The sequence below is a fragment of the Hyunsoonleella jejuensis genome, from assembly GCF_900111025.1.
Classification (GTDB): domain Bacteria; phylum Bacteroidota; class Bacteroidia; order Flavobacteriales; family Flavobacteriaceae; genus Jejuia; species Jejuia jejuensis.
This window is the reverse complement of the sequence record NZ_FOFN01000001.1, coordinates 232,111-254,490: the sequence shown is the minus strand read 5'-3', so window position 1 is coordinate 254,490 and position 22,380 is coordinate 232,111. Positions and strand designations below refer to the sequence as shown.

The window sequence follows — 22,380 nt, the reverse complement described above, 5'->3', positions numbered from 1 at the left end:
TTAAAGGCAATTTATGGCTGACACAATTAGATTAAATAAAGTTTTACGCGAACTGAATATTTCTTTAGATCGTGCTGTGGAATTTTTAGATTCCAAAGGCATAGAAATAGAGAAGCGTCCTACAACAAAAATATCTGAGGAAACATATAATGTTTTGGCAGATGAGTTTGAGACGGATGCAAACAAGAAAATGAGGTCGCAAAAAGTTAGTGAAGCTAAGCTAAAGGAAAAGGAAGATCTACGTATTAAACGTGAAAAAGAGCTGGAAGAAAAGCAAAAAGCTCAAGAAGCCATTGAAAAAGCGCAGCAAGAAGAGGTGGTTAAGGCTGCTAAAACACTTTCTGGCCCTAAAACTGTTGGGAAAATAGATTTAGATGGTAAAAAAGCTGTGGAAAAGCCAGCAGAAAAACCGGCAGAAAAACCAGTAGAAAAGCAAGCAGAAAAACCTGTTCCCGTAATAGAAGCAAAAGAAGCTACACCAAAAAAAGAAGAGAAACCTGCAGCAAAAGTTGTTGAGGAAAAACCGGCTGCTGCCAAAGAAACTCCTAAAAAAGTTGTTGTAGATGGTGAGTTAGTGACGCCTGATGAAAAGGTAAAAACACAATATCAAAAACTTACAGGCCCTAAAATTGCTGGAGATAAAATTGACTTATCTCAATTTAATAAGCCTAAAAAGAAAAAAGAAGAGAAAAAGGGTGATGCCAAATCTGGTGATGCTAAGAAAAAACGTCGCCGTATTAGTAAAGCTAGTCCAGGTGGACAAGCTGGACCAGGACAAAGATCTGGAGGTAACCGCAATGATAGATTTAAAGGAAAGGGGCGTCGCAGTCCAGTTAAGGAAGAACCTAGTGAAGAAGATGTAAAAAAACAAGTGCGTGAAACACTTGAAAAATTACAAGGAAAATCTTCAAAAGGGAAAGGCGCAAAATACCGAAGAGAAAAAAGAGATCAACATAGAGATCAAACCGAAAAGGAATTACAAGCAGAGGCAGCAGAAAGTAAAGTACTTAAAGTAACAGAGTTTGTTACGGCAAGTGAGGTAGCTACCATGATGGATGTTGGTGTAACCGAGATTATTTCGGCATGTATGTCCTTGGGGATGATGGTAACTATGAATCAGCGTTTAGATGCTGAAACCTTATCTATTGTTGCTGAAGAGTTTGGTTATGAAGTAGAATTCGTTACTGCAGATATTGAAGAATCAATAGAGGAAGTTGAAGATAAGCCGGAAGATTTAAAACCGCGCGCTCCTATTGTTACAGTAATGGGACACGTGGATCATGGTAAAACATCGCTTCTAGATTACATCCGTGAAGAAAATGTTATCGCAGGAGAGTCCGGTGGAATTACACAACATATTGGTGCTTATGGTGTAACACTGGATAGCGGGCAAAAAATAGCATTCTTAGATACGCCTGGTCACGAAGCGTTTACGGCAATGCGTGCACGTGGCGCTCAGGTTACAGATATTGCAATTGTTGTTGCTGCTGCGGATGATGATATCATGCCGCAAACAAAAGAGGCTATTTCGCATGCGCAAGCTGCTGGAGTACCCATTGTATTTGCAATAAATAAAATAGATAAACCAGATGCAAATCCTGATAGAATAAAGGAAGGATTAGCCAACATGAACTTACTGGTAGAAGATTGGGGTGGAAAAATCCAATCACATGATATTTCGGCAAAGTTTGGAACTGGCGTAAAGGAGTTGTTAGAAAAAGTATTGCTTGAAGCAGAGTTGTTAGAATTAAAAGCTAATCCTGACAAGCCTGCGGTAGGTACTGTGGTTGAAGCATTTTTAGATAAAGGACGTGGATATGTGTCTACAATTTTAGTGCAAGCAGGCACGCTTCGCGTAGGCGACTACGTGCTAGCAGGTCAGCACAGTGGTAAGGTTAAAGCAATGCATGATGAAAGGGGCAACGATATTAAGGAAGCTGGCCCATCAACACCAGTATCTATCCTAGGTTTAGATGGTGCGCCACAAGCGGGTGATAAGTTCAATGTATTTGAAGACGAGCGTGAGGCGAAACAAATTGCGGCGAAACGTTCTCAACTACAACGTGAGCAATCTGTTAGAACACAACGTCATATCACACTTGATGAAATTGGTCGTCGTATCGCACTTGGTGATTTCCAAGAATTAAACATTATACTTAAAGGCGATGTGGATGGTTCTGTAGAAGCATTAACAGATTCATTCCAAAAATTATCTACCGAAGAAATCCAAGTGAATATTCTTCATAAAGGTGTGGGTGCTATTACTGAAAGTGATGTGTTGTTAGCGTCTGCATCAGATGCAATTATTGTTGGGTTTAACGTGCGTCCTGTTGGAAACGCTAGAGATATTGCTGATAAGGAAGAAATAGATATTAGAACATATTCTATTATCTATGATGCCATTAATGATCTTAAGGATGCGATGGAAGGCATGTTGTCTCCAGAGTTGAAGGAAGAAGTTACTGGTACTGCAGAAATCAGACAAGTGTTTAAAGTCTCTAAAATTGGAAGTATTGCCGGTTGTATGGTAACCAATGGTAAAATATTTAGAAACTCGGGTGTACGTTTAATTAGAGATGGTGTTGTTGTGCATACAGGTGAATTGTCATCATTAAAACGATTTAAAGATGATGTTAAGGAAGTATCCAAAGGTTACGATTGTGGTATGCAAGTGAAGAATTACAACGACATTAAAGAAGGTGACATAATTGAGGCCTTCCACGAAGTTGAGGTAAAAAAGAAATTAAAATAAATATAGTTTCAATACAAAAAAAGCGAACTTTTAAGTTCGCTTTTTTTGTTTAATTCTTTTTCTTGGGTTTAAAAATAAAGGCTGAAGGAAATTTAAGTTTTATTCGTTTCAAAGCTCTATCGGCTTCTAAACGTGTGCTAAAATTACCAGCCCAAACTTTAAAATTAGGTGTTTCGTAATGCATCACCGGTCGCCATTCTCCAAAAGTATCAGAAAAATCATTTTGGGCGTTTTGCGCACCATTTCTGTTTCCAGAATACACCTGAATTTTATAGCGCCGAGAACTAGTTTCGTCTCGGTTCATTTGCTTTTTTAATTCTAAAAGTTCGGGAATTCTTTCGTCCTGATTTATAGTAACTTTACCTTCTTGAGAATGCCCAAAACCGAACAAGAAAACCACTAGAAGTAAAGAAAGATAGCTGTTTTTAAGATACATAGTTTTTGTTTTTAAATAACTTATACAAATATATACGACATAAACTAAAACATTGGTCATTTTATTATTTAGAATTGCTCTAAATTAACAATTAACAGTTCGCTAACATTTTGCGAATCGACTTTAAGTATTACTTTTGCCTGAGATTTTATAACTGCGTTTTTTCACTATATTTATGAAAAAATCATACCAAAGTTTAGAAGTTAATATAACTAACAATATGAAACAGGTGATACACCGAAGATTAAGCAACTCTATTCTTCATTTAGGCTTAATTGTATTATTAGCGTTTACTACATCGATATCGGCTCAGGAAGGAGACCCAGCAAAAGGAAAAGCTTTATTTAACGCCAATTGTGCGGCTTGTCACCAATTAGATAAAAAGATGACGGGGCCTGCATTGCGTAATGTAGAAACGCGTTTATCAGAAGAAGAAGGTCTAGATAGAGAGTGGTTATATGCTTGGATTCGCAACAGTGCCGGAGTTATCAAGTCTGGGGATACTTATGCAAATAAGATTTATAATGAGTACGGTGGTGCTGCAATGACGGCTTTTCCACAGTTATCGGATGATGATTTAAATAATATTTTAGCCTATACAGCAGAAGAGAAGAAAGCACCTGCCGCTGCTGCAGCTCCTGCGGCTGCGCAAGATGCTAGTGCTAGTGCAGGAGGTATTTCAAACGAGATAATTCTTGGCGCGCTTGCAATTCTTTTTATTTTACTAGCTCTCGGATTGTACTTAGTGAACAAAACATTACGTCGTTTTGCACAGGCACAAAATATAGATTTACCAGAATCTACTAGAAGACCTCTTTGGAAAGCGTTTGTACAAAATCAGTTTTTAATGATTGTTGTGGCGATCTTTTTCTTGTTATCAAGTGCTTACTTTGTCTATGGTTATTTATCTCAAATAGGAGTGGATCAAGGTTACGAACCAATACAGCCTATTCATTACTCGCATAGAATTCATGCAGGAGAAAATGGTATCGACTGTAAATACTGTCATTCCTCGGCACGAGTGAGCAAGCATTCAGGTATTCCTTCGCTTAATGTATGTATGAATTGTCACAAGTCCATTTACCAAGTTGCAGAAGAGACTCAGCAAGAAGGATTACAGGAGTATGGTGTTGATTATAATGCTGAGATCAAAAAGCTTTATGCTGCTGCGGGATGGGATGATGAAAATCAAAAATATACGGGAGAAACTAAGCCTGTTAAATGGATAAGAATACATAATCTGCCAGATTTTGCATATTTCAACCACTCACAGCACGTTACAGTTGCTGGAGTAGAGTGTCAAACATGTCATGGTCCTGTAGAGGAAATGGAAGTAATGTATCAATATTCGCCATTAACTATGGGCTGGTGTATTAACTGTCATAGAGAAACAAACGTTGCAGTAAAAGATAATGCTTATTACGAAAAAATTCATGAAGAATTATCCAAAAAATATGGTGTAGAGAATTTAACTGCTGCACAAATGGGTGGTTTAGAATGTGGTAAGTGTCACTATTAATAATTAAAAAGTAACGGTTTTTAGTCAAAAGAAACTAACAACTAACAACCATCAACTAATAACTAGTAAACAATATGTCATCAAACAAGAAATACTGGAAAAGTGTTGAAGAGCTAAACGAAAACAGCTCTATTGTTGAGACGCTAAAACAAAATGAATTTGTTGAAGAAATTCCTACTGATGAATTTTTAGGTGATAAAGATACATTAGAGGCTACTTCAACAACGCGTCGTGATTTCTTAAAGTATGTTGGTTTTACGACTGCTGCTGCTTCATTGGCAGCATGTGAAGGACCTGTAAAAAAATCAATACCTTACGTAGTTCAACCTACAGAGATTATTCCTGGAGTTGCAAATTACTACGCAACAACAATTGCTGATGGTTTTGATTTTGCAAGTGTTTTAGTAAAAACCCGAGAAGGGCGTCCCATAAAAATAGAAAACAATGCAATGGCTACTACCAATGGTAGTGCCAATGCTAGGGTTAATGCTTCAGTTTTAGGTCTTTACGATAGTTTAAGGGTTAAAGGGCCTAAAAAAGACGGACAAGATATTTCTTGGAGTGATTTCGATACTGAAACAACTAAGGTTTTAGAAAGCCTAAAAGGTTCTGATAAGGAAATAGTGCTGCTAACACAAACTTATGCTAGTCCATCAACAAGAAATCTGATAGCGGATTTCAAAGAGGAATATGGTAATGTGCGTCATGTGGTTTATGATGCTATTTCAGAATCAGCTGCCACAGATGCGTTTCAGAAAAAATATGGAAAAAGAGGTTTGGCTGATTATGACTTTTCAGAAGCTATGACCATTGTTTCCTTTGGTGCGGACTTCTTAGGAGATTGGCAGGGTGGTGGCTTTGATGCTGGATATTCAAAAAACAGAGTGCCAGATCACGGTAAAATGTCTCGTCATATTCAGTTTGAATCTAATATGTCTTTAACAGGGGCTAATGCAGATAAACGTGTTTCGTTAACACCAACCCAACAAAAACTGGCTCTAGCCAAAATTTATAGTTTAGTAACAGGAAATAATGTTACTGTTAATGGTTTGCCAGAGCAAGTTGAGGCAGCTTTAAAAAGTGCAGCAGCTCAATTGAAAAAAGCAGGAAGTAAAGGTGTTGTAGTTACAGGAATTCAGGATGTAAATGCACAAACTGTAGTATTAGAGATTAATGAGTACTTGGCAAGTAAGGCTTTCAACACTAAAACAGCGATAAAAACTAGACAAGGTAGTGTAGAAGATGTTATGCAACTTGTGGCAGATATGAATGCTGGAAAAGTTGGGGCCATTATCATGAGTGGTGTAAACCCTTTATATACTCTTGCTAATGCAGCAGATTTTGCTGAAGGATTGAAGAAAACAGAATTATCTGTAGCGTTTTCAATGAAAGAAGATGAAACGTCTACTCAAACACAATATATTGCAGCAGCGCCTCATTATTTAGAGTCATGGGGTGATGCGGAAATCAAAGTAGGCCATTATGCCTTAACACAGCCAACAATTCGTCCTTTATTTGATACAAGACAGTTTCAGGACGCGTTATTAGCGTGGACCAATAATGATCAATCTTACAGCGATTATATTAAGCTAATTTGGAATGAAGACATCCTTAAAGGTACTTCATTTAACCAAGCATTACATGATGGTTTCTTTGTAAGTGAGGTTGCTGAATTAGATGATATAGATGTTTTAGAATCTAAAACTACTAATACAGAAACTGAAGAGGTTGTTTCAGGTGTAGCGGCAGCTCAAACATTAGTGGCAGGAGCCAAATCTAATGGTTTAGAATTAACGCTATATCCTAAAATTGGCATGGGTGATGGGCAGCAAGCAAATAACCCATGGTTACAAGAGTTTCCAGATCCAATTACTAGAACATCTTGGGATAACTATTTAACAGTATCTAAAGCTGATGCTAACGAATTAGGTCTAACTAACACCAACGTTGCTAATGGTGCATTAAATAGTAACTACGCAAAAGTTACTGTAAATGGTGTGTCTGTTACTGCTCCAGTTATCATTCAGCCTGGACAAGCAAAAGGTTCGGTTGGTTTGGCATTCGGTTATGGCAGAACCGTTGGTTTAAAAGAAGAAATGCAAACGGGGGTTAACGCTTATGCGTTATATCACAACTTTAATAATGTTCAAAATGTAACTATTGAGGCTGTTTCAGGTGAACATGAGTTCGCTTGTGTACAATTGCACAATACGCTAATGGGTCGTGGCGATATTATTAAAGAAACTACATTAGAGATATTTAATACAAAAGATAAAGAATATTGGAACCCTGTTCCAAAAGTATCTTTGAATCATGAAGAAACGCCAGTTACGTCTCCAGAAGTTGATTTATGGGATGAATTTGATCGTTCAATAGGGCATCATTTTAACCTGTCAATCGATTTAAATGCCTGTACAGGTTGTGGTGCTTGTGTTATTGCATGTCATTCTGAAAACAATGTGCCTGTTGTAGGTAAAACTGAAGTGCGTCGTAGCCGAGATATGCATTGGTTGCGTATTGATAGGTATTACTCATCCGATGAGTCGTTTGAAGCTGATAACACTAAGAAAGATGAATTTTCTGGATTATGGGGTGATAACGGATCTTTAGGCGGATTTGGTGAAATGGAAGACCCATCAGCTAATCCTCAGGTGTCTTTTCAGCCAGTAATGTGCCAGCATTGTAATCATGCACCTTGTGAAACAGTTTGTCCCGTTGCTGCAACTGTGCATAGTCGTCAAGGGCAGAATCATATGGCGTACAATCGTTGTGTAGGTACTAGATATTGTGCAAACAACTGTCCATACAAAGTACGTCGCTTTAACTGGTTCTTATACAGCGGTAATGATGAGTTTGATTATTACATGAATGATGACCTAGGTCGTATGGTATTGAATCCAGATGTTGTTGTACGTTCAAGAGGTGTTATGGAGAAATGTTCTATGTGTATTCAAAAAACACAAAAAACAATTCTTGATGCAAAACGTGACGGACGAAAAATTAAGGATGGAGAATTTCAAACAGCTTGTTCTGCGGCATGTAGCAATGGTGCGATGGTGTTTGGAGACATCAATGATAAAGATAGTAAAGTTGCAAAACTTACAGAAGATAAACGTATGTATCACTTGTTAGAGCACGTTGGGACAAAACCAAACGTGATGTACCATACCAAGGTGAGAAATACAACTGAAGTATAATCTAATTAAAGAATCAATTATATAATTATGGCGTCTCATTACGAAGCACCTATTAGAAGACCTTTAGTTACAGGTGAAAAGTCATACCACGACGTTACTGTGGATGTAGCAAAACCTGTTGAAGGAAGAGCCAATAAGCAATGGTGGATAGTATTTGGTATTGCTCTAGCAGCCTTTCTTTGGGGAATTGGATGTATTATTTACACAGTTTCCACAGGTATTGGAACTTGGGGTCTAAACAAAACAGTAAACTGGGCTTGGGATATTACCAACTTTGTTTGGTGGGTAGGTATCGGTCATGCAGGAACATTAATTTCTGCAGTACTTTTATTATTCCGTCAAAAATGGAGAATGGCTATTAACCGTTCTGCAGAAGCGATGACTATCTTCTCGGTAGTTCAAGCGGGTTTGTTTCCAATTATTCACATGGGTCGCCCTTGGTTGGCGTATTGGGTATTACCAATACCAAACCAATTTGGCTCCTTATGGGTAAATTTTAACTCACCCCTACTTTGGGATGTGTTCGCAATATCTACCTATTTATCGGTATCATTAGTTTTCTGGTGGACGGGATTATTACCGGATTTTGCAATGTTACGTGATAGAGCAATTAGGCCTTTTCAAAAGAAAATTTACTCATTATTAAGTTTTGGATGGTCTGGTCGTGCTAAAGATTGGCAGCGTTTTGAAGAGGTGTCTTTAGTGTTAGCAGGTTTAGCAACACCACTTGTACTTTCTGTACACACTATTGTATCCTTCGATTTTGCCACTTCGGTAATTCCGGGATGGCATACCACAATTTTCCCACCGTATTTCGTTGCTGGTGCTGTTTTCTCAGGGTTTGCCATGGTAAATACACTTTTAATTATTATGAGAAAAGTGTGTAACCTTGAAGACTACATCACTGTACAGCATATTGAATTGATGAACATTGTAATTATGATTACAGGTTCTATAGTAGGTGTGGCTTATATCACAGAGTTATTTATAGCATGGTATTCAGGCGTTGAGTACGAACAATACGCATTCTTAAATAGAGCAACAGGTCCTTATGCTTGGGCCTATTGGATGATGATGTCTTGTAACGTATTTTCTCCACAATTTATGTGGTTTAAAAAGTTAAGAACAAGTATTATGTTTTCGTTCTTTATCTCAATTGTAGTAAACATTGGGATGTGGTTTGAGCGTTTTGTAATTATTGTAACATCATTGCATAGAGATTACTTACCATCATCATGGACGATGTTTTCTCCAACCTTTGTAGATATTGGAATTTTCATTGGTACTATTGGGTTCTTTTTTGTATTGTTCCTATTATACTCAAGAACATTCCCAGTGATTGCGCAGGCGGAGGTAAAAACAATATTAAAATCCTCTGGTGAAAGATACAAGAACTTAAGAGAGGCAGGTAAGAGTTTAGTGGGAACAGGTGCTGATGCTAGAACATCAGCTAAGGTGTCTCATGTTATTGCAACGGAACCGAAGCCAACAGTTATTGAAGGAGATAAGTCTGAAATGACAAGTGCACTGTTGGGAAGCATAGGTACATTCGATCCATCAACTCAAACAGCCGATGATTTGAAGAAGATTAGCGGTGTGGGACCAAAAATGGAAGAGGTTTTAAACAGTATTGGTATTTATACATTCCTTCAGGTAAGTAAAATGACCAAAAAAGAATATGATTTGCTAGACAGTATTACTGGTTCTTTCCCAGGAAGAGCAGAACGTGATGATTGGTCTGGACAAGCTAAAAAATTAATAAACTAATTATAGTCAATGGAAGCTTCAAAAGTTATTCACGCTATCTATACTGATGATGATATATTAATGTCGGCCGTAAAAAAGGTTAAGGCAGAAAAGCATCACATTGAAGAAATATATACACCTTTTCCTGTACATGGTTTAGACAAAGCTATGGGACTTGCACCAACACGTATTGCTATAACGGCATTTTTATATGGTTTGGTGGGACTAACAGTTGCAATCGTAATGATGAATTTTATTATGATTGAAGATTGGCCTCAAGATATTGGAGGTAAACCAAGTTTTAGTTACATAGAAAATATGCCCGCATTTGTGCCAATTATGTTCGAGCTTACTGTGTTTTTTGCAGCACATTTAATGGTAATTACGTTTTACCTTAGAAGTAGAATGTGGCCCTTTAAAAAAGGTGAAAACCCAGATCCTAGAACAACAGATGATCATTTTTTAATGGAAATAGCTGTTCATGGTAATGAAAGTGAATTACAAAGTTTACTTGTAGAAACTGGAGCAGTTGAAGTTAATTTAGTAGATAAAGAAGCGCATTAATATAATTATGAAGAGCTTAATCAAAATTTTAGTAGCGGCAGTTGTTTTTGTTGCTGTATCGTGTAAAAAAGATACTGCACCAAACTATCAATATATGCCTAATATGTACGAATCTGTAGGTTATGAGACCTACGGGGAAAATGAGCTTTACGAAAACGGTATGGCTGCCAGAACACCTGCAGAAGGAAGTATTCCTAGAGGTTTTGTGCCTTTTGATATAGAAAATTCAACCGAAGGTTATGAATTCGCTAAGGCAACAGTAAGAACACCATTAGATTCCACGCAGATTGATTTAGAAAGAGGTAAAGAATTATACGATATTTATTGTGGTATTTGCCATGGTAATAAAGGTGACGGACAAGGTAAATTGGTGAAGCGCGAAAAGATATTAGGTATTCCTAGTTATGATGATGCTGGTAGAGCAATTAACGAAGGTAGTATTTACCATACTATTTATTATGGTAAGAACGCTATGGGAAGTTACGCAAATCAATTAAACGAAGAAGAGCGTTGGCAAGTTGTGTCTTACGTTTTAAAGTTAAAAGCAGATTTAGAAAAGTAAGAAGATAAGATTATATAGATATGTATACATTTTCAAATAAATTAAAGACATTTTCTATCATCCTTGTAATACTAGGAGCATTAGGTGTAGGATATGGTTTTATGACATCTCATAAATCTTTAGAAGACGTAAAAGTAATGCTTGCAGAGGAAGCATCACATCATGGCGGTCATGCGGAAGAGGCCACTCATGCAGTTGCTGAATCACATGAAGATCATGATGCTCATGTAACGGCTGCGGAACATAAGGAGGATGCTCATCATGGTGACGAACATGCCGAACATGTTATGCATCAAATTCATAATAGACCATGGGCAGCTTTATATGTTGCTGCATTTTTCTTTATGATGATTGCATTAGGAGTGTTGGCGTTTTATGCTATTCAAATTGCTTCACAAGCAGGTTGGTCCCCGGTATTATTTAGAGTTATGGAAGGTATTACTGCATATCTTTTGCCAGGTGGTTTGATTGTTTTGGCAATAGCATTTTTTGCTGATAGTCATTTATTTATTTGGTTAAAAGAAGGTATGACAGTTGAAGGTCATGAAAATTATGATAAATTGGTTGCAGGTAAATCTGGATGGTTAAATAAACCATGGTTCTTTATCAGAGGTCTTATTTTCTTGGGAGGCTGGGTAACTTACCGCTATTTTTCACGCAAATTCTCTATCGCTCAGGATACTGCAGAAGATAAAAGCAACTTCAAAAAATCATTTCGTATAGCTGCAGGTTTCTTAGTATTCTTTATTTATACAGAATCTATGATGTCTTGGGATTGGATTATGAGCGTAGATCCTCACTGGTTTTCAACCTTATTTGGATGGTATGTGTTTGCAAGTATGTTCGTTAGTGGTATTACGGTGATTGCATTAATTTCAATATATCTAAAATCTCGTGGGTATTTAGAGTTTGTAAACGAAAACCACCTTCACGATGTTGCAAAATTTATGTTTGCAATGAGTATTTTCTGGACGTACCTTTGGTTTTCTCAATTCATGCTTATTTGGTATTCAAACATCCCAGAAGAAGTAACTTATTTTGTAACACGCTTTGAAGATTATAAATTACCATTCTTAGGTATGGTAGTGTTAAATTTTGTATTTCCTATTTTAATGTTGATGAATGCCGACTATAAGCGTATTCCTTGGTTTGTAGTTATGACAGGCTTAGTAATTTTATTTGGTCATTATATTGATGTGTTCAATATGATTATGCCTGCAACTGTAGGAGACAGATGGTTTATTGGTATTCCGGAAATAGGTTCAATATTATTATTTGCTGGTTTATTCATTTTTATAGTATTTACAGCTTTAACAAAAGCACCTTTGCTTGTAAAAGGGTATCCTTTTAGAAAGGAAAGTGAAGATTTTCATTATTAATTAAGATATAAATAAAGACGACTGATAACAATGACTGCTTTATTAACAATTATAGTTTTAGTATTTATCCTCATAGCCATTTGGCAGATGGTAAAGATTTTCGATTTGGCACAAGCTAAAAACGAAGGTTCTACGGCGGGAGTAGCCTCAGATAAGGACAACGCGATTAATGGTTATTTAATGATGGGCTTTTTAGCTTTCATTTATGTAATTACTATTGTTTCAATCGTTAAGTGGGGAGATTTACCATTGCTTTCTAATTCTGCTTCAGAGCACGGACCAACGATTGATAATCTAATGGTTGTAACGTTGATAGTTATTTTTTTCGTGCAGACAGTTACCCAGTTTCTCTTGCATTATTATGCTTTTAAATATAAAGGTGAGAAAGGTAAAAAAGCCTTATTCTTTGCTGATAATAATAAACTTGAATTTATCTGGACGATAATTCCTGTAATCGTTTTAGCAGGACTAGTAATATGGGGGCTAAATACTTGGATTAACGTTATGGGTGTTGATGAAAGTGAAGATCCATTGGTTGTAGAACTCTATGCGCAACAGTTTAATTGGAAAGCCAGATATGCCGGTACCGATAATACTTTAGGCAAAGCAAATGTGCGATTAATTGATATAGATCGCGCCAACATATTAGGTGTAGATGAGTCTGATCCTAATGCTCAAGACGATATTATAACTACTGAGTTACATTTACCTGTTGGAAAGCCTGTATTATTTAAAATGCGTTCGCAGGATGTATTACATTCAGCATATATGCCACATTTCAGAGCACAAATGAACTGTGTCCCTGGTATGATTACGCAGTTTGGGTTTACTCCTACAGTTACTACTGCTGATATGAGGCAAACACCTCAGATACAGGAAAAAGTAAAGAATATAAATGAAATTAGATTAGAAAAAAGTAAAAAATTAATAGGAGAAGGTGGGGATCCTTTAGATCCTTATGAGTTTGATTACCTTTTACTTTGTAACAAAATTTGTGGTAAATCTCATTACAATATGCAAATGAAAATCGTAGTTGAAACTGAAGAAGAATACAATGCTTGGTTAAAGGAGCAGAAGAACTTCAAGAATTCTCTAATTAACTAATTCAAAAAGAAAAACGAAAATAGATTATGTCAGCACACGCAGATACTCACGCTCACGACGACCACGGACATCATCATAAAGAAACGTTTGTGACTAAATACATATTTAGTCAAGATCACAAAATGATTGCCAAACAATACCTTATCACGGGTACTATAATGGGTGTTATAGGAATATTAATGTCTTTAGTCTTCCGTATTCAACTCGCATGGCCAGAAGAACCAAATGTTATTTTTGAGGCTTTATTAGGAAAATGGGCACCAAACGGTGTTATGGATGCTGATATCTATCTGGCATTAGTAACTATTCATGGTACAATAATGGTTTTCTTTGTGCTAACCGCTGGTTTAAGTGGAACTTTTAGTAACTTATTAATTCCATTACAGATTGGTGCTAGAGATATGGCATCTGGTTTCTTAAATATGGTATCCTATTGGTTGTTCTTCTTATCAAGTGTTATTATGGTAATTTCACTATTTGTAGAAGCAGGACCAGCAGCTGCTGGTTGGACAATTTATCCACCGCTTTCGGCATTACCAATGGCTCAAGGAGGGTCAGGGATGGGAATGACACTTTGGTTGGTATCCATGGCTATTTTCATAGCATCTTCATTGTTAGGATCATTAAATTATATTGTTACTGTAATCAACCTTAGAACGAAGGGTATGTCTATGACAAGATTGCCATTAACAATCTGGGCATTTTTTATAACCGCTGTTATTGGTGTAATTTCATTCCCTGTATTATTATCTGCGGCCTTGTTATTGATAATGGATAGAAGTTTTGGAACATCATTCTTCTTATCTGATATATTTATACAAGGAGAGGTGTTACACTACCAAGGTGGGTCTCCTGTATTATTCGAACACTTATTTTGGTTTTTAGGTCACCCTGAAGTATATATTATTATATTGCCTGCAATGGGAATTGTATCCGAAATATTGGCGGCTAATTCCAGAAAACCTGTTTTTGGATACCGTGCAATGATTGCTTCAATATTGGCAATTGCCTTCTTATCGACAATTGTATGGGGACATCATATGTTCGTTTCAGGTATGAATCCATTTTTAGGTTCTGTATTTACATTTACAACATTATTGATTGCTATACCTTCAGCAGTAAAAGCCTTTAACTGGATAACAACGATATGGAAAGGTAACCTTCAAATGAACCCTGCAATGCTATTTTCTATTGGTTTCGTGTCAACATTCATCACTGGTGGATTAACAGGAATTATTCTAGGGGATAGTGCATTAGATATTAATGTACATGACACTTATTTTGTTGTGGCACACTTCCATTTGGTAATGGGTATTTCTGCATTATACGGAATGTTTGCAGGGATTTACCATTGGTATCCTAAGATGTTCGGAAGAATGATAAATAAAAACTTGGGTTATTTACACTTTTGGGTAACAGCAGTTTGTGCTTATGGAGTATTTTTCCCAATGCACTTTATTGGAATGGCAGGTTTACCAAGACGTTACTATACTAATACCAATTTTCCATTATTTGATGATATAGCTAATGTAAATGTAATCATCACAATATTTGCTTTAATAGGAGGTGCTTTTCAGTTAGTGTATTTATATAATTTCTTTGGAAGTATATTTTTTGGAAAAAAAGCTATTCAAAACCCTTGGAAATCTACAACTTTAGAGTGGACTGCACCAGTAGAGCATATACACGGTAACTGGCCAGGTGAAATTCCTCACGTACATCGCTGGGCTTATGATTATAGTAAACCAGGGCACGAGGAAGACTTTGTCCCTCAAAATATTCCTCTTAAAGATGGAGAGGAAGAATTACAGCATTAAGCTTTATCAGTCATAATATTACAATTGAAAGCCCGTCCATTAGGACGGGCTTTTACGTTTAAGTGTTTGTTTTTTTCGATAAAAAGTAAAATTTACTCAAAAAATTCGACGAAATACAAAAAAATCAGTTAAATTGCAGTCGAAAACTATTTGGGTGTATGTAATCATATTATCCTAGATATTGATTTCAGTTGCTATTAAACATGATTTTTAACTATTCAACAATGGAAAACAAACCTACCTCAAAATATGCACAGATACGTGCATACTTTAGTTTATTGTTTTTGTTAGTGTCATATTCAATGACTGCACAATGCCCAACAATAAGCGATTCAAACCCTCCTCCAATTTGTGATGCCTCAGGCTATGCATTTGTCGATTTAAATGCATTTGCTACTGATAATGGTAACGGTATATTATGGTACGATGTGCCATCAGGTGGCACACCTTTTAACGCCAATGAACTAATTGCTGAAGGTACTTATTATGCCGATGATAATTCCGGTACTTGCGGCGTTAGACCTTCTATAACTATCAGTTTTCAAGTTAGTCCTTCAGGCGAAAACTTAGAACGAATTTATTGCAGTAACGAAAGCGCAACCATTCAAACCTATATTAACGATGTCCTTCAAGCGAGTATTCCATCAGGAGGTTCTGTTGAGATATACTATGATTTTGATTTGACCAATCAAGCATCTCCTTTAGATACAATCCCAGTAGGTGCATCAAACTACTATATTGTGTTTGTTGACAATGGAGGTTGTAAAAGTCAAATAGAGATTGGGCAAGTAGGGGTATTTACAGCACCAGCAGATCCAACCCCAACATCACCACAAGAATTCTGTTCAGATACTAATCCATTAGTGGGAAATTTAGATCCAGGAACAACAGCTACTAATTTTCTTTGGTACGAGAACTTGGATGGTTCAGGTAGCCCTATACCTCCAGCATTATCACCAAGTACACCTTTGGTAAATGGTAATACATATTATGTGCAGGTTGATGATATTTTTTGTGTAAGTAATCCAGTTGCCGTTATAGTAACTATTGATGATCCTACAGACGCTGGGAACTCCGCAAATTTAAACTATTGTAACGACAACTTACCTCTTGCCGATTTTGATTTGTTTGATCAATTGGGGGGTACCCCGGATAACACCGGAACGTGGACAGGGCCGTTAGCAACATCAAACGGATTTAGAGGATCGGTAAACATTTCTACATTAACGACAGCTGGAACTTATACATTCACCTATACAGTTCCCAGTACGGGAGCTTGTCCTGATGCTGTTTCAACGGTAACTATAGAGGTTTATGAAACTCTTACTTCTGGAACGGCCTCTGCGGCAAATCCTGCTTCATATTGTGAATCGGGCTTGCCTACAGCTCTAGATTTGTTTTCATTATTAGATAACGAAGATCTTGGGGGACAATGGACCCAAGGTACGTTAAGTACAGACCCGGTAGTTACATCTCCTATTGATTTAACAGGGTTTATACCAGGAACATATAATTTCACTTATACTCAAAATGTATTACCTAATCCTTGTCCAGAGGAATCAACTACAGTACAAGTTATCGTACTAGCTGATCCAAATGCAGGAGTAGCAGTAAACCAAACCTTTTGTGAAAATGATTTAGCTACGAACTCCCCATTTAATCTATTTGATGCTCTTGACGGTTCACAGGATAATAACTTAGGGACTTGGACGGATGCTACAAATACCACAATATCCAATACTTTAGATATTACAGGTTTTACGGTAGCAGGTAGTCCATACCTGTTTACATATACAATTGATAATGGTACATGCTTAGATTCTGAACAAATTTCCATTACCGTAGATGACGCCCCAGAATCTGGAACACCAGTAGCTACCTTTCCAGAATATTGTGAAGGTTCAGCACCAGCAAGTTATAATTTATTTGATTTGTTAGTAGGTGAAGACCAAACGGGAACATGGTTTGTTGGAACAGATAATTTAGGAGCGACAGCAACGACTCCAATCGATTTATCAGGATTCACTGCAGGAACTTATAATTTTACATTTGATGTAGATGCTATTGGTAGTTGTGATGATCCTTTAGTAACAGTGCAAGTAATCATTAATCCTCTACCAAATACGGGTACGCCATCATCGGCTACATTTTGTGAGAATGATTTAGCGGCGAATTCGCCATTAGGTTTATTCGGACAATTATCAGGGGAAGATACAGGCGGTACATGGACGGATGATAATACATCAGGCGCTTTAACTGGTAGCGATGTAGATTTAACTTCTCTTGCAATTGGAAGCTACAATTTTACCTATACTATTACAGATGCAAATAACTGTACAAATAGTTCAACAGTAACTATTACTGTGGAAGATGCACCAGAATCAGGAACTGCAAATACTCCAGTTGAGTTTTGTATAGCCGAAATCACTGCAGCGCAAACCTATAATTTATTCGATTTATTAGAAGGGGAAGATCAAGCAGGAACTTGGAACGATGATGATGCTTCAGGAGCTTTGTCTGGAAATACTGTAACTATTGATGGACTTGCCGCAGGAACTTATAATTTTACATACGATGTTAATGCCATAGGAAGTTGTGATGATGTTAATGTTACTGTAAGTATTGTAATTAATGACACACCGGCACCAATCGCTTCTGCCACACAAGAATTTTGTGATAGTGCAACAGTAGCCGATTTAGTAGCAACAGGAACAACAATTCAGTGGTATGATGCTGCAACTAGTGGTTCACCTTTAGATGCAACGACTGCTTTAGTAGATGGTGAAGACTATTACGCTACCCAAACAGACGCTACTACAACTTGTGAGTCATCAGTTAGAACTCAAGTAGATGTTACAATTTACCAATCTCCTGATGCAGGAAATGTTAATACAACAGCAATTGTAGCATGTAATGATAATAACAATATTGATTTATTTGATGGATTAGACGGTACAGAAGATACAGGAGGGTCATGGAATGATGACGATGCTACAGGCGTATTAGCAGGAAATAGCCTTGATGCTACAGGACTAGCTGCTGGAACATACGATTTTACATATACAGTAACGGGTTCTGCACCTTGTGTAGATGATAGTACAACAATAACTGTAACTATTGAAGCGCCTCAAAATGCAGGCACTGATACAACTCTAGATATTTGTAGTACAGACGCTGTAATAGATTTATTTACGCTTTTAGGAGCGGCTGATACAGGAGGAACTTGGTCACCAGCTTTAACTAGCGGAACAGGTGATTTTGATCCAGCTACTGATGCATCAGGAACATACACATATACAATAACTAATGCTTGTGGTACAGTAAGTAGCGAAGTGGTAGTTACAGTTATAGAAGCACCAAATGCTGGAGCAAATGCGACACTAGCAGCATGTGCTGGAGATGCAACGACTGATTTGTTTACTCTTTTAGGGACAGATGCACAAACTGGAGGAACTTGGTCTCCTGCTTTAGCAAGCAGTACTGGAGTTTTTGACCCAGCTGCAGATAACGCAGGAACATACATTTATACGGTTGCAGCCGTTGCACCATGTTCACCCGATGCAACAGCAGAAGTAACAGTAACCATTGATGATAGTTTGCCAGTGGTAGTTTTAGATCCCAATCCATCGTTTTGTTTAGCTGATAATCCTACTGTTACTGATTTAAATAACAGTATAAGATTTACTGGGACGGTTAATTGGTATGAAGATGCTGCTTTAACCTTACCATTGGCAGGAACAGAAACGTTAGTTGATGGTGAAGATTATTACGCAACTCAAACCAATAGTACTGGTTGTGAATCTTCGGTAGCAGTGCAAATTGATGCAACAGTAAATGATGCACCAACGCCAACACTTGCTGACGCTGGTGAAGATTATTGTATTAATGATGGACCAACGCTAAGGACATTATCTGATAATATTGTAGAGTACGACTCAGCATTTAATAATATAGTATGGTATGATGTCCCGATAGGAGGAACAGCAATTCCTGAAGATACTGCATTAGGAAACAGTACCTACTACGCTGCCTTAATCGATCAAACTACAGGTTGTGAAAGCTCAGTTCGATTAGAAGTAACACCAGATATTACGGCATGTGGTAAGATAAGTTTACCAGATGGCTTCTCGCCAAACGGAGATGGCACTAATGACACTTATGATATTGACAATCTAGATATTTTATATCCAAATTTCGAATTAGAGATTTTCAATAGAAATGGAAACATTGTTTATAAAGGAAATGCAAGTACACCACGATTTGATGGAACATCAAACCAAGGGAGAGTTGTTGTAAAGGGCGATTTACCAGTAGGTGTGTACTTCTACATCTTTAGATTTAATAACGGAGTTGATGCTCCAGAACAAGGACGCTTATACTTAAGCAGATAATTTATAGATACAGCAAAATTTAAGACAATGAAAACATTAAATATATATCATAAAATAGCTGCTTTGTTAAGTCTGACGTTCCTGTCATTACAAAGTTTTGCGCAACAAGACCCACAATTCACTCAGTATATGTATAACATGAGTGTAATTAACCCCGCCTATGCAACAGCAGAAGAAGGTATTTTAAACCTCGGTGGATTATACAGAACCCAATGGGTTGGACTAGAAGGCGCGCCTTCAACAGGAACCTTTTTTGCCCATACTCCTATTAATGATAAAATAGAAATGGGTATCTCTTTCACCAACGATAATATTGGAGATATTGTAAATGAGAATAATATTTTTGCAGATTTCGCTTATGTATTACCCGTTGGAATTGAAACGAAAATATCCTTCGGATTAAAGGCTGGTGTTCGCATGTTTGATACCAATTTTAATGGATTGCAATTACAATCTGGTGGTACAAATACTGATATAGCGTTTAACGAAAATATTAATAGAGCTTTCCCAAACCTAGGAATAGGCGCTTTCTTTTTCACAGATAATTATTATTTGGGTGTTTCTGCTCCTAATATGTTATCGACTAAACATTTGGAGAATGAAAACGGTATAAAAGCTACTGGAGTTGAAAACGTACATTATTTCTTTACAGGAGGTTATGTTTTTGATATCGATTCAAAATTAAAACTGAAACCTGCGTTTATGGCTAGATCGGTCAAAGGTGCGCCTTTAGCTTTAGATATTACGGCCAATGTATTGATTAATGAAAAATTAGAAGCTGGTTTAGGCTATCGTCTGGGAGATGCTATGAGTGCTTTAGTGAATTTTAGAGTAACCCCAAATTTACGAATTGGTTATGCTTACGATTATACAACAACCAATTTAGGTGATTTCAATTCAGGCTCTCACGAAATATTTATTTTGTTTGATGTGGATTTATTTGGATTCAAAAACGGATATGATCGCTCACCAAGATTCTTCTAACATTTAATACAAGGAAACATGAAAAAATTTATATACATATTCGCAAGCCTTTTATTAGTTAGTGGAACAGGCTTTGCTCAAAAGAAAAATTTAAAACGCGTCAATAAGCTTTTTGAAATGCGAGCTTACAAAGACGCAGCCGAAATTTATGAGACCAAAGAGCGCAATCAAGAAGTGCTTCAGAACTTAGCCGACAGTTATTATTATAATGCAAGTTTGCAAAAGGCCATTAAAACCTATAGAGAATTATTTGTGCAATATGGAGATTCTATTGATATAGAATACCACTTTAGGTTTGCCCAAGCACTGAAGGGTGTAAAGGAGTATAAGGAAGCCGATAAGCATTTAACACGCTACTACAATAAACCAATAAATACCTTGGCTTTTATTGAAGATACGGATAAAACCACACCACATACATTCAAATTAAAACAAATTGAAAATAGAAATTCAATTAGTGATTTTGGTTTGACGTTTTATGGTGACGATAAGGTAGCATTTGCTTCTGCTAGAAATTCTGAAAACCCAGCGTATTCTTGGAATAACTTGCCGTATTTAGATTTGTATAGCGGTACTTTAAATAGTCAAAATGTTCTTGAAAATGTACAGCCATTTTCAGAATCTATAAATACAGAATCTCATGAAAGTAATGCTGTGTTTACCAAAGATGGTAAGACTATGTACTTCAATAGAACCAATACAAGTCGTAAAAAGACAGACGAAGAGCGTATTGCACATATTAAAATTTATAAAGCTGAATTAATAGATGGCGAGTGGACAAATGTTACCGCATTACCATTTACATCAAATGGGTATAGTACAGAACATCCTGCTTTGAGTACCGATGAAAAGACACTATATTTTGCTAGTGATATGCCAGGGACGTATGGTAGTTTTGATATTTATAAAGTAGCTATTAATGATGATGGCACGTATGGCGAACCTGAAAATTTAGGCGAAACCATTAACACAAAACATAGAGAACAATTTCCATACATTAGTAAATATAATGTATTGTATTTCTCATCAATTGGACATTTAGGTTATGGCGGATTAGACGTATTTAGAAGTAATTTGGTGAATGGTGAATTTGATAAACCTGTAAATCTTGGAAGCACTATTAATAGCCCATTAGATGATTTTGCCTATGTGGTAAAAGAAAAGGATGATAAGGGTTTTGTGTCTTCAAATAGAAGCGGATATGACCGTTTATACGGCTTTGCTAGAGCACAAAATCCGTTAACTATGTATCAGGTTGAAGGTATTGTAGAAGATTTAAATAGTAAAGAACTATTAGCAGGATCTTTAGTAACCTTGTTTGATGAATCTAATACTGTTATACAAGACACCATTGTAGGAGATGATGCGTATTACATTTTCAAAATTGAACCAAACAAAAAGTATAAAGTAAGAGGAACACGCAAAGCATATATTCCTCAAGATGTAGAGTTCTCGACAGATAGTAAAGGCAAAGTACAACATAACATTTACTTAAGTTTAGAGTCTTTTGCTGATGCTGAAGAACGCGTAAAAGAAAAAGAAGACGGCGAAGTACAAGTGGAGTTAGATAAGATTTTCTTCGATTTTGATAAGTCTGATATTCGAGAAGATGCGGCCATTACGCTTAATGTATTAGTAGATTTAATGAAAAAATATCCATCTATGGAAGTTGAGGTATCTGCCCATACCGATGCTCGTGGACCAGACCAATACAATTTAGATTTATCTAAGCGAAGGGCAGCTTCAACCTTAGAATATTTGGTAAGCCAAGGCATTGAACGCGACCGATTAAAAAGTATCGGTTACGGAGAAATGCAACCGCTTAATGAATGTGTAAAAGAAGGTATTTGCGATGATGAAGCATATGATATTAACAGACGTTGTGAATTTACAATCTTAAAATAACCAACCAATATACCAACCAAAAGC

13 protein-coding genes are annotated in these 22,380 nt (G+C 36.8%); 12 read left to right on the top strand and 1 reads right to left on the bottom strand.

Annotated features, from left to right (window positions below; genetic code table 11):
• The first annotated feature begins 13 nt into the window (after positions 1-13).
• Positions 14-2,752, top strand: a complete 2,739-nt coding sequence (gene infB, locus BMY39_RS01110) for a translation initiation factor IF-2 (protein ID WP_092574328.1) — start codon at positions 14-16, stop codon at positions 2,750-2,752.
• Between the two features lie 49 nt (positions 2,753-2,801).
• On the opposite strand, the gene BMY39_RS01105 is transcribed toward infB, so the two are convergent.
• On the bottom strand, positions 2,802-3,188 hold the full coding sequence (locus tag BMY39_RS01105) for an SPOR domain-containing protein (protein WP_092577496.1): 387 nt from the start codon (positions 3,186-3,188) through the stop codon (positions 2,802-2,804).
• A gap of 220 nt (positions 3,189-3,408) precedes the next feature.
• On the opposite strand from BMY39_RS01105, the gene BMY39_RS01100 reads away from it, so the two are divergent.
• The 11 genes from BMY39_RS01100 (at position 3,409) to BMY39_RS01050 (ending at position 22,356) form a co-directional block, all read left to right on the top strand.
• On the top strand, positions 3,409-4,707 hold the full coding sequence (locus tag BMY39_RS01100) for a c-type cytochrome (RefSeq protein ID WP_092577494.1): 1,299 nt from the start codon (positions 3,409-3,411) through the stop codon (positions 4,705-4,707).
• 74 nt (positions 4,708-4,781) lie between these two features.
• Positions 4,782-7,904 carry a TAT-variant-translocated molybdopterin oxidoreductase gene (locus BMY39_RS01095; protein WP_092574324.1) on the top strand — a complete coding sequence of 1,041 codons (3,123 nt, stop codon included), beginning with the start codon at positions 4,782-4,784 and terminating at the stop codon, positions 7,902-7,904.
• Between the two features lie 27 nt (positions 7,905-7,931).
• Positions 7,932-9,671, top strand: a complete 1,740-nt coding sequence (gene nrfD / locus BMY39_RS01090) for an NrfD/PsrC family molybdoenzyme membrane anchor subunit (RefSeq protein WP_092574320.1) — start codon at positions 7,932-7,934, stop codon at positions 9,669-9,671.
• A gap of 9 nt (positions 9,672-9,680) precedes the next feature.
• A complete protein-coding gene (locus tag BMY39_RS01085) occupies positions 9,681-10,214 on the top strand; it encodes a DUF3341 domain-containing protein (protein WP_092574318.1) in 534 nt (177 codons plus the stop codon).
• A gap of 7 nt (positions 10,215-10,221) precedes the next feature.
• Positions 10,222-10,776 carry a c-type cytochrome gene (locus BMY39_RS01080; RefSeq protein WP_177176515.1) on the top strand — a complete coding sequence of 185 codons (555 nt, stop codon included), beginning with the start codon at positions 10,222-10,224 and terminating at the stop codon, positions 10,774-10,776.
• Positions 10,777-10,796: 20 nt separating this feature from the next.
• Positions 10,797-12,155, top strand: a complete 1,359-nt coding sequence (locus tag BMY39_RS01075; protein ID WP_092574316.1) for a quinol:cytochrome C oxidoreductase — start codon at positions 10,797-10,799, stop codon at positions 12,153-12,155.
• Between the two features lie 30 nt (positions 12,156-12,185).
• Positions 12,186-13,259: a cytochrome c oxidase subunit II gene (locus tag BMY39_RS01070; RefSeq protein ID WP_092574314.1), complete on the top strand. Its 1,074-nt coding sequence runs from the start codon at positions 12,186-12,188 to the stop codon at positions 13,257-13,259.
• A gap of 26 nt (positions 13,260-13,285) precedes the next feature.
• Positions 13,286-15,076 (top strand): cytochrome c oxidase subunit I, encoded by a 1,791-nt coding sequence (locus tag BMY39_RS01065; RefSeq protein WP_092574312.1) that lies wholly within the window; start codon positions 13,286-13,288, stop codon positions 15,074-15,076.
• 224 nt (positions 15,077-15,300) lie between these two features.
• Positions 15,301-19,467, top strand: coding sequence for a T9SS type B sorting domain-containing protein (locus tag BMY39_RS01060; RefSeq protein ID WP_177176514.1), 4,167 nt, complete (start codon positions 15,301-15,303; stop codon positions 19,465-19,467).
• A gap of 27 nt (positions 19,468-19,494) precedes the next feature.
• Complete coding sequence (locus BMY39_RS01055) at positions 19,495-20,451, top strand: PorP/SprF family type IX secretion system membrane protein (RefSeq protein WP_092574308.1); 957 nt, start codon at positions 19,495-19,497, stop codon at positions 20,449-20,451.
• Between the two features lie 18 nt (positions 20,452-20,469).
• The gene (locus BMY39_RS01050) at positions 20,470-22,356 is read left to right on the top strand and encodes an OmpA family protein (protein ID WP_092574306.1); all 1,887 of its coding nucleotides are present in this window, start codon (positions 20,470-20,472) and stop codon (positions 22,354-22,356) included.
• Positions 22,357-22,380 lie beyond the last annotated feature (24 nt).

Coding starts and splice junctions, on each gene's coding strand:
- BMY39_RS01105 (WP_092577496.1), bottom strand. CDS start 3,188: ATGTATCTTAAAAACAGCTATCTTTCTTTACTTCTAGTGGTTTTCTTG.
- BMY39_RS01100 (WP_092577494.1), top strand. CDS start 3,409: ATGAAACAGGTGATACACCGAAGATTAAGCAACTCTATTCTTCATTTA.
- BMY39_RS01055 (WP_092574308.1), top strand. CDS start 19,495: ATGAAAACATTAAATATATATCATAAAATAGCTGCTTTGTTAAGTCTG.
- BMY39_RS01070 (WP_092574314.1), top strand. CDS start 12,186: ATGACTGCTTTATTAACAATTATAGTTTTAGTATTTATCCTCATAGCC.
- BMY39_RS01060 (WP_177176514.1), top strand. CDS start 15,301: ATGGAAAACAAACCTACCTCAAAATATGCACAGATACGTGCATACTTT.
- nrfD (WP_092574320.1), top strand. CDS start 7,932: ATGGCGTCTCATTACGAAGCACCTATTAGAAGACCTTTAGTTACAGGT.
- infB (WP_092574328.1), top strand. CDS start 14: ATGGCTGACACAATTAGATTAAATAAAGTTTTACGCGAACTGAATATT.
- BMY39_RS01080 (WP_177176515.1), top strand. CDS start 10,222: ATGAAGAGCTTAATCAAAATTTTAGTAGCGGCAGTTGTTTTTGTTGCT.
- BMY39_RS01085 (WP_092574318.1), top strand. CDS start 9,681: ATGGAAGCTTCAAAAGTTATTCACGCTATCTATACTGATGATGATATA.
- BMY39_RS01050 (WP_092574306.1), top strand. CDS start 20,470: ATGAAAAAATTTATATACATATTCGCAAGCCTTTTATTAGTTAGTGGA.
- BMY39_RS01095 (WP_092574324.1), top strand. CDS start 4,782: ATGTCATCAAACAAGAAATACTGGAAAAGTGTTGAAGAGCTAAACGAA.
- BMY39_RS01075 (WP_092574316.1), top strand. CDS start 10,797: ATGTATACATTTTCAAATAAATTAAAGACATTTTCTATCATCCTTGTA.
- BMY39_RS01065 (WP_092574312.1), top strand. CDS start 13,286: ATGTCAGCACACGCAGATACTCACGCTCACGACGACCACGGACATCAT.